12 protein-coding genes, 1 tRNA gene and 1 riboswitch are annotated in these 13781 nt (G+C 72.4%); of the genes, 10 read left to right on the forward strand and 3 right to left on the reverse strand.

The window, feature by feature from the left end; genetic code table 11:
* Positions 1–34 precede the first annotated feature (34 nt).
* The 6 genes from ACFWEG_RS08770 to ACFWEG_RS08795 all read left to right on the forward strand — a co-directional run bounded on the left by ACFWEG_RS08770 (position 35) and on the right by ACFWEG_RS08795 (position 5692).
* Positions 35–961: a transglycosylase family protein gene (locus ACFWEG_RS08770; RefSeq protein WP_387210878.1), complete on the forward strand. Its 927-nt coding sequence runs from the start codon at positions 35–37 to the stop codon at positions 959–961.
* Positions 962–1092: 131 nt separating this feature from the next.
* Positions 1093–1281, forward strand: a riboswitch (cyclic di-AMP (ydaO/yuaA leader).
* Between the two features lie 5 nt (positions 1282–1286).
* Positions 1287–2033, forward strand: a complete 747-nt coding sequence (locus tag ACFWEG_RS08775; RefSeq protein WP_387210881.1) for a transglycosylase family protein — start codon at positions 1287–1289, stop codon at positions 2031–2033.
* Between the two features lie 231 nt (positions 2034–2264).
* Complete coding sequence (gene eno / locus ACFWEG_RS08780; protein ID WP_387210970.1) at positions 2265–3557, forward strand: phosphopyruvate hydratase; 1293 nt, start codon at positions 2265–2267, stop codon at positions 3555–3557.
* 123 nt (positions 3558–3680) lie between these two features.
* Entirely contained in the window at positions 3681–4160 is a 480-nt protein-coding gene (locus ACFWEG_RS08785; protein ID WP_387210884.1) for a septum formation initiator family protein, read from the forward strand.
* Between the two features lie 54 nt (positions 4161–4214).
* On the forward strand, positions 4215–4754 hold the full coding sequence (locus tag ACFWEG_RS08790; RefSeq protein WP_387210887.1) for a DUF501 domain-containing protein: 540 nt from the start codon (positions 4215–4217) through the stop codon (positions 4752–4754).
* Positions 4751–5692, forward strand: a complete 942-nt coding sequence (locus ACFWEG_RS08795) for an exopolyphosphatase (protein WP_387210890.1) — start codon at positions 4751–4753, stop codon at positions 5690–5692. The genes ACFWEG_RS08790 and ACFWEG_RS08795 overlap by 4 nt, the downstream gene beginning before the upstream one ends.
* A 44-nt stretch (positions 5693–5736) precedes the next feature.
* Here ACFWEG_RS08795 and ACFWEG_RS08800 read toward each other — a convergent pair whose 3' ends face one another.
* Positions 5737–6180 carry a winged helix-turn-helix transcriptional regulator gene (locus tag ACFWEG_RS08800; RefSeq protein WP_387210893.1) on the reverse strand — a complete coding sequence of 148 codons (444 nt, stop codon included), beginning with the start codon at positions 6178–6180 and terminating at the stop codon, positions 5737–5739.
* A gap of 96 nt (positions 6181–6276) precedes the next feature.
* On the opposite strand from ACFWEG_RS08800, the gene ACFWEG_RS08805 reads away from it, so the two are divergent.
* Positions 6277–7158 carry an NAD(P)-dependent oxidoreductase gene (locus ACFWEG_RS08805; RefSeq protein WP_387210896.1) on the forward strand — a complete coding sequence of 294 codons (882 nt, stop codon included), beginning with the start codon at positions 6277–6279 and terminating at the stop codon, positions 7156–7158.
* 396 nt (positions 7159–7554) lie between these two features.
* Positions 7555–8964 (forward strand): NAD(P)/FAD-dependent oxidoreductase, encoded by a 1410-nt coding sequence (locus ACFWEG_RS08810; RefSeq protein ID WP_387210899.1) that lies wholly within the window; start codon positions 7555–7557, stop codon positions 8962–8964.
* Positions 8965–9062: 98 nt separating this feature from the next.
* Here ACFWEG_RS08810 and ACFWEG_RS08815 read toward each other — a convergent pair whose 3' ends face one another.
* Together ACFWEG_RS08815 and ACFWEG_RS08820 are read right to left on the reverse strand one after the other, a co-directional pair.
* Positions 9063–11564, reverse strand: coding sequence for an ABC transporter permease (locus ACFWEG_RS08815; RefSeq protein ID WP_387210903.1), 2502 nt, complete (start codon positions 11562–11564; stop codon positions 9063–9065).
* Positions 11565–11795: 231 nt separating this feature from the next.
* The gene (locus ACFWEG_RS08820; protein WP_387210973.1) at positions 11796–12530 is read right to left on the reverse strand and encodes an ABC transporter ATP-binding protein; all 735 of its coding nucleotides are present in this window, start codon (positions 12528–12530) and stop codon (positions 11796–11798) included.
* 442 nt (positions 12531–12972) lie between these two features.
* Between ACFWEG_RS08820 and ACFWEG_RS08825 the strand changes: the two genes are divergently transcribed.
* Together ACFWEG_RS08825 and ACFWEG_RS08830 are read left to right on the forward strand one after the other, a co-directional pair.
* Positions 12973–13056 (forward strand) — tRNA-Leu (locus ACFWEG_RS08825).
* 232 nt (positions 13057–13288) lie between these two features.
* Positions 13289–13654, forward strand: coding sequence for a DUF805 domain-containing protein (locus ACFWEG_RS08830; protein ID WP_387210906.1), 366 nt, complete (start codon positions 13289–13291; stop codon positions 13652–13654).
* Positions 13655–13781 lie beyond the last annotated feature (127 nt).

Consider the following 13781-nt stretch of genomic DNA (forward strand, 5'->3'; position numbering starts at 1 on the left):
CCGTCAGGCTCCGGCTCTCATCGTGGCGGCCGGGGTGACCGGCTCCGCCGTCGCCCTCCCGCTGCTCGGCGCGACCGGCGCGCACGCCGCCGACGCCGGCACCTGGGACAAGGTCGCGATGTGCGAGACCGGCGGACTGTGGAGCGCGGACCTCGGCAACGGACTGCACGGCGGACTCCAGTTCAGCCCGGAGACCTGGGCGCGGTACGGCGGTCTCGCCTACGCGCCGAGCGCCGACCTCGCCAGCCGCTCGCAGCAGATCGCCGTCGCGGAGAAGGTCCTTGAGGCCGAGGGCCCGGGCGCCTGGCCCGGCTGTGCGGACATCTCCGGGCTGGCGAAGGCGGCCGGCGGCTCCGACGAGCGGCCCCAGGTCGACCCGGGCGCGTCCGCGAGCCCCGCGGAGACGGCGGCCGAGCGGAAGGCGGAGAAGCGCGAGAAGCGCGGCGGCCGCGACGACGAGCGCGAGCCGACCGGATCGAAGTCCCCCCGGCCGGCCGCCTCCGCGTCGGACGAGACGTCGAACGACCCCGTGCCGCGCGGCGGCGCCGACGTGACGACCGGCGAGGCGACGCCGTCCGCGTCGGGCTCGGGCAAGCACCGGGGCAGGCCCGCCGAGGAGGCCGGGGAGGCCCTCGCGGGACGGGAGTCGGAGGACGGGGCCGTCGAGGAGCTGGCGGGCCCGGCGCCCGACGACGCCCGCGCCGACGAGGAGCACGCCTCGCGCGGCACGGACGCCACGCGTGACGAGGATCTCGCGGCGGGGCGGTACACCGTCCGCGAGGGCGACAACCTCTGGACGCTCGCCCGCTCGCACGAGGTCGAGGGCGGCTGGTCCGCGCTCTACGAGGCCAACAGGGAATCGGTCGGCGAAGATCCGGATTTGATTCTTCCTGGTCAGAGCCTGGATTTCGGTGTGAAGCAGGAGGCGGGACAGAAGTCCGGGGCCGAGAGCGCCGAATGAGACATGGATAACTCCACCCCCTGTCGTCTTTGAACTTCACCGGGTTGTGTGTTTAACGTCGACTCGCTCGCCGAACCAGGCGGGCCCCGACGACCGTCACGCCGAATCCTGCCGGCGGACGTCGGGCATCGACGCGTAAAGCGCCGTAGGCAGGAGCGGGGGAACCACAGGTAAGCCGCCTGGACCCGCCGCCCTCGGAAGCACGAGGGCGGTACGGAACCGGGCTTGGGGTGAAGAGGCGGGAACGCAGGTTCCCGCCGCCGGGCACTCACTGCGCCCGAACCCGACAGCTCACCTCGTAGGCGTCGGTGAGGAGATCTGTTTCATGCTGCTTTCGAACAAGTCCAAGCACCGCCGCCCCTCCAAGGCCACCCGCATCGCCGCGTTCGCCGGTGTGACCGGTGCGGCGATCGCCGCCCCGCTGCTGGGCGCCACCAACGCCTCCGCCGCCTCGACCTCCGAGTGGGACCAGGTCGCGCAGTGCGAGTCCGGTGGCAACTGGTCGATCAACACGGGCAACGGCTACTACGGCGGCCTGCAGTTCTCGTCCTCCACCTGGGCGGCGTACGGCGGCACCTCCTACGCCCCGTCGGCCGACCAGGCCTCCAAGAGCCAGCAGATCGCCGTCGCGGAGAAGGTCCTCGCCGGTCAGGGCAAGGGCGCCTGGCCGTCCTGCGGCGTCAACCTCGGCGCCGCGGACACCTCCAAGGCCCCGGCCGCCGACGAGCAGCCCGCGCAGGAGCAGCAGGCGCAGCCCGAGCAGCAGCAGGCCCAGCCGCAGCAGCAGGCCCAGCCGCAGCAGCAGGAGCAGCAGGCCCAGCCGCAGCAGGACCGCTCGCAGCAGCCCGAGCGCTCGACGCGCTCCGAGGCCCGCCAGGCCCCGGCCGCGCCGTCCGACCACACCTTCAAGAAGGGCGACGGCGAGTACAAGGTCGTCAAGGGCGACACCCTCTCCAAGATCGCCCGTGAGAACAACGTCTCCGGCGGCTGGAACAAGCTCTTCGAGCTGAACAAGGACATCGTCAAGAACGCCGACGTGATCTACCCGGGCCAGCAGCTGCACCTCAGCTGATCCGGTCCCGCGATCCCGCGCGGCAGCCGTACCCCGTTCCGCCGCGCCCTCCCCGGGCGCGGTGGGGCGGGGTATCTTGTTTCGTAGCGAAACAAAATGCTTCCGAGGGACGGCACGACCCGTCGTCCCGAGGGCCGGGCGTTCGGCAGGCCGACGGCCGCCGTGCGGTTAGGCTCTGAAGACCAAGCAGTGCGGCGGCCCCGCGACGGGGCCGCACATCCGAGAATGGAGATGCTCGTGCCGTCCATCGACGTCGTCGTAGCCCGGGAAATCCTGGACTCCCGAGGCAATCCCACGGTCGAGGTCGAGGTCGGCCTCGACGACGGCAGCACCGGCCGTGCCGCCGTCCCCTCCGGCGCCTCCACCGGCGCGTTCGAGGCCATCGAGCTGCGCGACGGTGACCCGAACCGCTACCTCGGCAAGGGCGTCGAGAAGGCCGTCCTCGCGGTCATCGAGCAGATCGGCCCGGAGCTCGTCGGCTACGACGCCACCGAGCAGCGCCTGATCGACCAGGCCATGTTCGACCTCGACGCCACCGACAACAAGGGCTCGCTCGGCGCCAACGCCATCCTCGGCGTCTCGCTCGCCGTCGCCCACGCCGCGTCCGAGGCCTCGGACCTGCCGCTCTTCCGCTACCTCGGCGGCCCGAACGCGCACCTGCTGCCCGTTCCGATGATGAACATCCTGAACGGCGGCTCGCACGCCGACTCCAACGTGGACATCCAGGAGTTCATGATCGCGCCGATCGGCGCGGAGTCCTTCTCCGAGGCGCTGCGCTGGGGCGCGGAGGTCTACCACACGCTGAAGAAGGTCCTGAAGACCAAGGGCCTGTCCACCGGCCTCGGCGACGAGGGCGGCTTCGCGCCGAACCTGGAGTCCAACCGCGCCGCGCTCGACCTGATCGTCGAGGCGATCAAGGAGGCCGGCTACGTCCCCGGCAAGGACATCGCGCTCGCGCTCGACGTCGCCGCGTCGGAGTTCTACAAGGACGGCGTCTACGCGTTCGAGGGCAAGTCGCGCTCGGCCGCCGAGATGACCGAGTACTACGAGGAGCTCGTCTCCGCGTACCCGCTGGTCTCCATCGAGGACCCGCTGTACGAGGACGACTGGGCCGGCTGGAAGGTCATCACCGACCGCATCGGCTCCAAGGTGCAGATCGTCGGCGACGACCTCTTCGTCACCAACCCCGAGCGCCTGGCCCGCGGCATCGAGGAGGGCTCCGCGAACGCCCTGCTCGTCAAGGTCAACCAGATCGGCTCGCTCACCGAGACCCTGGACGCCGTCGAGCTGGCCCAGCGCAACGGCTTCAAGTGCATGATGTCCCACCGCTCCGGCGAGACCGAGGACGTCACCATCGCCGACCTGGCCGTCGCGGTGAACTGCGGCCAGATCAAGACCGGCGCCCCGGCCCGCTCGGACCGCGTCGCCAAGTACAACCAGCTGCTGCGCATCGAGGAGATCCTCGACGACGCCGCCGTCTACGCCGGCCGCAGCGCCTTCCCGCGCTTCCGCCCGGCGAACTGACGCCCGCGCGCACCACGACCTGAGGGGTCGGCACCGCCCGACCCCGTAGGTTACGGACGTCCCCGCACCCGGTCCCGTACCGTGTGCGGGGACGTCGTCACGTGAAGGGGAGGCGGGCAGACCATGGCGGGGAAGACGCGCGAGCGCGACCGGTTCGCCACCACGTCCACCCGGCTGCGGGTGCTCGGCGAGCAGACCGCCGCCCGCGTCTACCGCTCCCAGACCCGCCGCGCGGCCCGCCGCTCGCGGCTGACCGGCCGGGCCGCGTTCCTCGCGCTCGTCGTCTGCTCCCTGGTGGTCGCCCTCGCCTACCCGATGCGGCAGTACGTCTCGCAGCGGGCGGAGATCGCCGAGCAGCAGCGGCTGCGGGACCGGGCGGGCGACGACGTCGAGCTGCTGCGGGACGAGAAGGCCCGCTGGCAGGACGACGCGTACGCCGAGCGGCAGATCCGCGACCACCTGCACTACGTCTACCCGGGCGAGACCGGCTTCACGGTGATCTCCCCGGAGCGCGGCCGCCCGGCCGACGAGGGCGCGGCCGACCGGCCCTGGTACGACAACTTCTGGGACGGGGTCGACAAGACCGACCGCCCCGCCGACTGAACGGCGGCCGCCGAGCGCGGGCCGCCCCGACACGCCGACCGAAGAACAGAGAGCATGCAGACCCCTCCTCCCCAGACCCCGTCCACGCCGCCCACCGAGGCCGACATCGAGGCCTTCAAGCAGCAGCTGGGGCGCCCCCCGCGCGGTCTGCGCGCCATCGCGCACCGCTGCCCCTGCGGGCAGCCGGACGTCGTCGAGACCGCCCCGAAGCTGCCCGACGGCACGCCGTTCCCGACCACGTACTACCTCACCTGCCCGCGCGCGGCCTCCGCGATCGGCACCCTCGAGGCGAACGGCGTGATGAAGGAGATGACGGAGCGCCTCCAGGCCGACCCCGAGCTGGCCGCGGCCTACCGGGCCGCGCACGAGGACTACCTCGCGCGCCGGGACGCGATCGAGGTCCTGGAGGGCTTCCCGAGCGCGGGCGGCATGCCCGACCGCGTGAAGTGCCTGCACGTGCTCGTCGGCCACTCGCTGGCCGCCGGCCCGGGCGTCAACCCGCTGGGCGACGAGACCATCGCGATGCTCGCCGAGTGGTGGGCCAAGGGCCCCTGCGTCACGCCGTGCGCCGCCCCCGCGGAGGAGACCGCGTGACCCGCGTCGCCGCCGTCGACTGCGGCACCAACTCCATCCGCCTGCTCGTCGCGGACGTCGACCCGGCCGCCGGCACGCTCACCACGCTCGACCGGCGGATGACGATCGTCCGGCTCGGCCAGGGCGTCGACCGCACCGGCAGGCTCGCCCCCGAGGCCCTGGAGCGCACCTTCGCGGCCTGCCGCGAGTACGCCGGCGTCATCGCCGAGCTGGGCGTCGAGCGGACCCGCTTCGTCGCCACCTCGGCCTCGCGCGACGCCGAGAACCGCGACGAGTTCGTCCGCGGCGTCGTCGGCATCCTGGGCGTCGAGCCCGAGGTGATCACCGGCGACCAGGAGGCGGAGTTCTCCTTCACCGGCGCGACGAAGGAGCTGGGGGCCGACGACGAGGCCGGTGGTCCCGAGTACCTGGTCGTCGACATCGGCGGCGGCTCGACGGAGTTCGTCGTCGGCCGCGACCACGTCACCGCCGCCCGGTCCGTCGACGTCGGCTGCGTGCGGCTCACCGAGCGGCACGCCCCCGACAGCCCCGCGACCGCGGCGCAGGTCGCCGCGATCCGCGCGGACGTCGAGGCCGCGCTCGACCTGGCCGGCGAGACCGTCCCGATCCGCGAGCCGCGCATGCTCGTCGGCCTCGCCGGCTCCGTCACCACCGTCGCCGCGATCGCCCTCGGCCTCGACGCCTACGACCCGTCCGCGATCCACCGCGCGCGGATCCCGTACGAGCAGGTCAAGGCGATCAGCGAGCGGCTGTTCGCGGCCACCCACGACGAGAAGGCCGCGATCGGACCCATGCACCCGGGCCGCGTCGACGTCATCGCGGTCGGCGCGCTGGTCCTCCTCATGGTCATGGAGCGCGCGGGCGCGTCCGAGGTCGTCGTCAGCGAGCACGACATCCTCGACGGCATCGCCTGGCACACGGCCCTCGCGGGGGCGTAGCAGCGCGCGGGGGCCGCGCGGCTCCCTGGCGGCCGCCCCGCGCCTCAGCGCCGCGAAGGGCGCGACGCGTCCGGCCGGACCTCGTCCCGGCCGGGCGCCTCCGCCGCGCCACGGGCCTCCCCGGGCCGTGCGCCCTGCGGCGCAGCCACCCCCGCGGCCGGTTCGATCACGTGCGCCCGTCCCCACGCGCCCAGGGGTTCCAGGGCCGCGTTGAGGCTCACGCCGAGCGGGGTGAGGGAGTACTCGACGCGCGGGGGGACCTCGTCGTAGGCCTCGCGGTGGACGACGCCCGCGGCCTCCAGCTCGCGGAGGTGGGAGGCGAGAACCTTCTCGGTGATGCCGGGGATCAGCCGGCGCAGTTCGCCGAAGCGGCGGCGGGGGTGGTCGTCCAGGGCCCAGAGGACGAGCACCTTCCACTTGCCGCCGATCACGTCCATCGCCGCGTCGATCCCGCACACGTACGTCCCCGGCCGCCGTGCCGTCGCCATGTCCCGCCGCCCCCACCTGTTCGCTCACTCCGGGGTAACCACCCACTTCCAAGTGGGTACTTGAGCCCCCCGGACCCGTCGACGAGCCTAAACGGCATGACAGCACACGCCACTGGCAAGGCCCCGCTCACCCTCCTCGGACTCGGTGCCATGGGCGCCGCCCTCGCCCACGCCTGGCTGGACGCCGGCCACCCCGTCACCGTCTGGAACCGCACCCCCGGCCGTGCGGACGCGTTCGCCGACAAGGGGGCCGTCGTCGCCGCGAGCGCCGCCGAGGCGGTCGCCGCGAACCGGCTCGTCGTCACCTGCCTGCTCGACCACGCCTCCGTCGGCGACGCCCTGGACGGCGCCGACCTGGCCGGCCGCGACCTGGTCGACCTCACCACCGGCACCCCCGCCGACAGCCGCGACCGCGCCGCCTGGGCGGCGGGGCGCGGGGCACGGTTCCTGCACGGCGGGATCATGGCCGTGCCGCCGATGATCGGCGTCCCCGAGGCCGGCCCGTACGTCCTCTACAGCGGCTCCCCGGACGCCTTCGCCGAGCACGGGGACGTCCTCGCCGTCCCCGCCCGCGCGGTCCACGTCGGCGCGGACGCCGGCTTCGCCGCGCTCTGGGACGTCGCCCTGCTCAGCGCTATGCACGGCATGTTCTCCGGCATCACCCACGCCTACGCCCTGCTCCGCAAGGAGGACGTCCCGCCCAGGGACTTCGCCCCGCTGCTCGCCGACTGGCTGGTCGCGATGGCCCCGAGCGCCCACTCCATGGCCGAGCAGCTGGCGAGCGGCGACTACGCCAAGGACGTCGTCTCCAACCTGGCCATGCAGGTCGCCGGCAACGCCACCATGATCCGCACCGCCGAGGAGCAGGGCGTCTCCACCGCTCTCCTCACCCCGTACGCCGACCTCATGGCGCGGCGCCTCGCGGACGGCTTCGGCCACGAGGACACGGCCGGAGTGGTCGACCTGCTCATCGTCTGAGCTGGGCTTACCTCAGGTGAGCCAGGAATTCGCCTGGCTCGGACGGGCTCGGCTCACCCGGTGGAACGAACTTCGTGAAGTTCTTCACAAGGAAAACGCCGCCCGAGCCCCGCGGAGTGCCCCCGGATGGCCCCGTACGGGCGCGCGGGCACCCCGCGGGGCCGTACTGCCGTGCCGGGACGGTGTGTTGCCCCCTCGTGAACGGCGGGTCACACCGGCCGCCGCGCCCCCGAGAGGGGCAGCTCAGAAGGGGTGTCCAACGTGCCGGTGGGGCGCAGGGTTCCGCGCCGGGCCATGACCTGGGTCACGTGGGCCGCGCAGTGTAGCAGGGGGGTCAAGGATCCTTGTGAAGGGGCGCACGAGCACCGCCCCACGGGCAGGGGGATACTCGATGGCATGAGCACCACGGAGCGTCCCAGGATCCTCGTAGTAGGCGGTGGGTACGTAGGCCTGTACGCAGCTCGGCGCATCCTCAAGAAGATGCGCTACGCGGAGGCGACCGTCACGGTCGTCGACCCGCGGTCGTACATGACCTACCAGCCCTTCCTCCCCGAAGCCGCCGCCGGCAGCATCTCCCCGCGTCACGTCGTCGCGCCCCTGCGCCGCGTCGTGAAGGGCGCGGAGGTCCTGACCGGTCGGGTCACCACCATCGACCAGGACCGCAAGGTCGCCACCGTCGCGCCGCTGGTCGGCGAGGCGTACGAGCTGCCCTTCGACTACCTCGTCATCGCTCTCGGCGCGGTCTCCCGCACCTTCCCGATCCCGGGGCTCGCCGAGCAGGGCATCGGCATGAAGGGTGTGGAGGAGGCCATCGGCCTGCGCAACCACGTCCTGGAGCAGCTCGACAAGGCCGACTCGACGCAGGACGAGGACATCCGCCGCAAGGCGCTCACCTTCGTCTTCGTCGGCGGCGGCTTCGCGGGCGCGGAGACCGTCGGCGAGGTCGAGGACATGGCCCGCGACGCCGCGAAGTACTACACCAACGTGTCCCGCGAGGACATGCGCTTCCTGCTCGTCGACGTCGCCGACAAGATCCTCCCCGAGGTGGGTCCGGAGCTCGGCCGCTGGGGCAAGGAGCACCTGGAGAGCCGCGGCATCGAGGTCTTCCTCAAGACCGGCATGGACTCCGCCGTGGACGGCCACATCGTCCTCAACAACGGCCTCGAGGTCGACTCCAACACCCTGGTGTGGACCGCGGGCGTCAAGCCCAACCCGGCGCTCGCGCGCTTCGGCCTCCCGCTCGGCCCGCGCGGCCACGTCGACACCCAGACGACCCTCCAGGTCGCGGGCACCGACTACATCTGGGCCGCCGGCGACAACGCCCAGGTGCCCGACCTCGCCGCCCGCGAGGCCGGCGTGGAGAACGCCTGGTGCCCGCCGAACGCCCAGCACGCGCTGCGCCAGGCCAAGGTCCTCGGCGACAACGTCGTCTCCGGCATGCGGGGCTTTCCGCAGAAGGAGTACAAGCACGCCAACAAGGGTGCGGTCGCGGGCCTCGGCCTGCACAAGGGCGTCGCCATGATCGTCATGGGCAAGATGAAGATCAAGGTCAAGGGCCGGCTCGCCTGGTACATGCACCGCGGCTACCACGGCCTGGCCATGCCGACCTGGAACCGCAAGATCCGCGTCTTCATGGACTGGACCCTCGCGATGTTCCTCAAGCGCGAGATCGTCTCCCTCGGCGCGATGGAGACCCCGCGCGAGGAGTTCTACGAGGCCGCCAGGCCCGCCCCGGCCCCGGCGGTGGACGCCAAGGCCCCCGTGGCCCCCGGCGTCAAGGCGCCCGAGAAGGCCAAGGCGTCCTGACGACGCGGCAGTGAAGCCCGAAGGGGCCGCCCACCATCCGTGGTGTGGGCGGCCCCTTCGGGGTTTCGCGGCTCCCGCGCGCGGGCGCGGACGGGCTGCTACTCCGTCTTGATCGCGGTGAGCATGTTCAGCCGTGCCGCGCTGCGGGCCGGCCACAGCGAGGCGAGGACGCCGACGGCGGCCGCGAGGGCGAGGAAGACGCCGATCCGCTCCCACGGGATCACCAGGGTGTAGCCGGGGACCGACCCGGCGACCGTCTCGCCGATCGCCCAGGCGAGGAACGCGCCGAGCGTCACCCCGAGCACCGCGCCGAACAGCGCGATGACGACCGCCTCCACGCGCACCATCCGCTTCACCCGGCCGCGGTCCAGGCCGATCGCCCGCAGCATCCCGATCTCCTGCTGCCGCTCGAACACCGACATCGCCAGGGTGTTCACCACCCCGAGGACCGCGATGAGCAGCGCCATCCCGAGCAGCCCGTACATCAGGTTCAGCATCGTGTTGACCGCGCCGCCGAACATGTCGCGGATGTCCTGCTTGTCGAGCACGGTGACGGCCGGGTTCTCGCCGAGGGCGTCGACGAGCGCCTGCTCGTTCTTCGCGGACGGACCGCCGTCGGTGGTGACGTAGACCTCCGGGACGTACGCCTCGCCGTCGAGGTGCCGGTTCAGGGTGGCGGTGTCGAGGAGGACCGGCGAGAGGAACTCGTTGCCCTCGTAGGTGCCGCCGACGGTGATGCGGCCCTTCGTCCCGTCGGGGTACTCCACCGGCAGGGTGTCGCCCGTCCGCCAGCCGTTGCCCTTCGCGGTCTCCTCCGCGACGAGCGCCTGGCCCTTCGCGAGCGACGACGCCGAGCCCGAGCCGACCTCCAGGTTCAGGACCTTCCCCAGGTCCGCCCCGTGGACGCCCGAGACGGCGTGCCGCCCGCCGTCCAGCTCCACGTCGCCCGCCTGCTGCGGCGAGTACGCCGTGACGGCCGGGGACTTCGCCAGGGCGTCGACGGCGGAGGCGTTCAGCGGCATCCCGTTCGCCATGGTGACCATGTAGTCGGCGCGGATGTTGTCCGTCGTCATCCGGTCGATCGCCTGCCCCAGGGTGACGCCGAGCGTCGTGATGCCCGTGACGAGCGTCAGGCCGATCGCGAGCGCCGCCGCGGTGGCCCCGGTGCGGCGGGGGTTGCGGACCGCGTTGCGGGCGGCCAGGTTGCCCGACACCCCGAAGACGCGGACGAGCAGCGGCCGCACCAGCGCGACCGTCGGACGCGAGAGCAGCGGGATGAGCACGATCACCCCGACCAGGGCGAGGAACGCCCCGCCCGCGATCATCAACCGCCCGGTGTCGGACCCCTTCGACGCCCCCGCCGCGATCAGCGCGCCGCCGCCGAGGGTGATCACCGCGCCGATCGTGTTCCGCACGACCAGCGAGCGGACGGTCGCCGTCGCGTGGACGCTGCCCATCGCCGCCACCGGCGGGATCCTCGCCGCGCGGCGGGCCGGCAGCCACGCCGAGACCATCGTGATGACCACGCCGACCGCCAGCGCGGCCGCCACCGTCACCCAGCCGATCACCAGCGGCCCGTCCGGCACCTGCATCCCGAACGACGCCATCGCCGGCCGCAGCGCCGCCGCCAGGCCCACGCCGGCCGCGAAGCCGACCGCCGAAGCGACCGCGCCGACCACCAGCGCCTCGCTCAGCACCGACCGCGTCACCTGCCGGCGGGTCGCGCCGACCGCGCGCAGCAGCGCCAGCTCCTTCGTGCGCTGGGCCACGAGCATCGCGAACGTGTTGTAGATCAGGAACACGCCCACGAACAGGGCGATCCCCGCGAACGCGAGCAGCCCCTGCTTCATCGTCGAGAAGCCGGCCTCGATGTCCTTCGCCTGCTGCGCCGCCAGTTCCGCGCCCGTGCTCGCCGTGGCGTCCTCGGGCAGCGCCTTCCTCACCTCGGTGAGCAGCGCCGTGTCCGACGTCCCCGGCTCGGCGCCGATCGTCACCGCGTCGTAGTGCCCCGGCTCACCGAACAGCCGCTGCGCCTCCGCCGTCGAGAACAGCGACAGGCTGCCGCCCGCGCTCACCGCGCCGTCGTCCGTCGTGAAGACGCCCGACAGCGTGTACTCCTTCGCCGGCCCGTTCCCCGCGACCCGCACCCGGTCCCCGGTCCGGAAGCCGCCCTCCTGGGCCGTCCCCCGGTCCAGCGCCACCTGGTCGTCCTTCGCCGGCGCCCGGCCCGCGGTGAACTCCTCGTCCCCCGTCGGGCTCGCGTTGCGCCCGGCGTTCGACCAGCCCTCCCCGATCATCTTCCCGTCCCGGTCCGCCACCGCGGCGAACCCGCCCACCTGCCCGGAGGCCTCCCGCACCCCGTCGAGCCGGCCGAGCGCGTCCACCTCCGCCTGGCTCAGGCCCTTCCCGTCCCCGTCGTACTCGACGGCCACGGCGACGTCGTCATAGCTCTTCGCGGACTGGTTCTTGTAGGCGGTGCCCAGGGTGTCGGTGAAGACCAACGTGCCGGAGACGAACGCGACGCCGAGCATGACGGCGAGCACGGTCATCAGCAGCCGGGCCTTGTGCGCGAGGACGTTGCGCAAGGCGGTGCGGAACATGGGGTTTCTTTCTGGTGGGAGGGCGGGCGCTTCAGTGCCCTGGCAGAGGCGGAGGCCGAAAGCACATTTCAGTGCCCCGTCGGAGGCGGGAGGCCGAAAGAACTCAGCCCGGCGAGGGGGTACCCCCTGGTCCTTCAGACCTTGGGGGAGTTCGAGGCCGGAGGGCGCAGCCCGACACGGGGTGCAGGGGCGGAGCCCCGCGAGAGGGTTCGGGGCTTCACCCCGAAACCGTCAGCTGGTCCGACCCTTCGCGTCGAACGCCTTCATCCGGTCGAGCACCTGCTCGGCCGTCGGCGCGGCCAGCTCGTCCACGATCCGCCCGTCGGCGAGGAAGACCACCCGGTCCGCGTACCCCGCCGCGACCGGGTCGTGCGTGACCATCACGACCGTCTGCCCCATCTCGCGCACGGAGTTCCGCAGGAAGCCCAGCACCTCCGCCCCCGACCGCGAGTCCAGGTTCCCCGTCGGCTCGTCGCCGAAGATGATCTCCGGCCGCGAGGCGAGCGCCCGCGCCACGGCCACCCGCTGCTGCTGCCCGCCGGACAGCTCCGTCGGCCGGTGCGACAGCCGCCCCGAGAGGCCGACCATCTCGATGACCCGGTCCAGCCACGCCTTGTCCGGCTTCCGCCCCGCGATGTCCATCGGCAGCGTGATGTTCTCCAGCGCCGTCAGCGTCGGCAGCAGGTTGAACGCCTGGAAGATGAACCCGATCCGGTCCCGACGCAGCTTCGTCAGCTGCTTGTCCTTGAGGGAGCCCAGCTCGACGTCCCCGATCCGCACGGATCCCGAGGAGAACGAGTCGAGCCCGGCCACGCAGTGCATGAGGGTCGACTTGCCGGACCCCGAGGGGCCCATGATCGCGGTGAACTCCGCCGCCCGGAAGTCGACGGTGACGTCGTCGAGCGCGACCACCTGGGTCTCACCCGAGCCGTAGACCTTGCTCAGCTGCGAGGCACGTGCGGCCACGGCGGTGCTGCGCGCGGCGGGAGGGCTGGTGGTCGTCACGGGGACGCTCCGATCGGTACGGCGACGGGGACGCGCCGGGGTCCTCCGGCACCCCTCCATCGTCACGGCCGATCAACGTCCCGGAGTCAGCCCGCGCAACTGTTCCAGGGACCCCCTGCGGACGGACCCGGTCCGCCTTGTCTCCTCCTGCGGTATGACACCGACCCTGACACCGCTCGGCCGAGGCGCCGCCCGCAGTCCCCGCCGCGGGGACCGCCGGCCGGCCGCCGGACCCTCCTGACGGACCGGCCGGTTCCGGCCAATCATCGGACTTGGGGGAACCGTCCGTTCTGCTGATGGTCCCTCAGATGCACTGTAAAATAAGACAACATCGGTTGGACGTTCCGCCGTTCGGGGGATCTGTCCGGATAGGCTCTCCGTGCTGATGCGGGGCCTACGGCCTGCCCGGATGGTGGAATGCAGACACGGCGAGCTTAAACCTCGCTGCCCCTCCGTGGGCGTACGGGTTCGAGTCCCGTTCCGGGCACACCCGCCTTCCGCCGGGTTCCCGGCCCGCATTCCCCGTGCGTCCCTCCTTTTCGGCCGCGCCGCCCCCGGCCTCGCGCCCGCCCCGAACCGGGCAAAGCCCCCGTCCCGCGTCCCACCTGCGGACGAGCCGCCGGAAAGCCCTTGACGCGCTCTTTATGCGAGCCATACATTCCGCTCGCTTGGCCGAAACATGTCGTGCCTCCGACAGGAGGCACAGGGGAGGGACTCTCATGAACTGGTACCTGGCGGTACTGAAGAACTACGCGGGCTTCAAGGGGCGTGCGCGCCGCAAGGAGTACTGGATGTTCAACCTCATCAACGTCGTCGTCGCCCTGGTGCTGGGGGGTATCGGCTTCGCCATCGACCCGACCGTCGGCATGGCGCTGTACGGCGTCTACCTGCTCGGTACCTTGATTCCGTCGCTGGCCGTCCTGATTCGTCGTCTGCACGACACGGGCCGCTCCGGCGCCTGGTTCTTCATCGGCCTCGTACCGTTCGTCGGCGGCATCATCCTCCTCGTCTTCACCGCCACCGAGGGCACGCGCGACCACAACGCGTACGGCCCGGACCCGAAGGCCCAGCCCGCCCTCGTCTGACCGTCCACCCGGCCCCCAGGGGCCGCAGGAGCCGGGGCCGTGCCCGTCGCGCGCCCCGGCTCCTCGCCGTCGTGCCCGGCGTCACCCGTTCGGCGGTGGCGCCCGCATCGGACCCCGTCCGAGGCCG

The organism is Streptomyces sp. NPDC060194, from assembly GCF_042728285.1.
GTDB lineage: Bacteria > Actinomycetota > Actinomycetes > Streptomycetales > Streptomycetaceae > Streptomyces.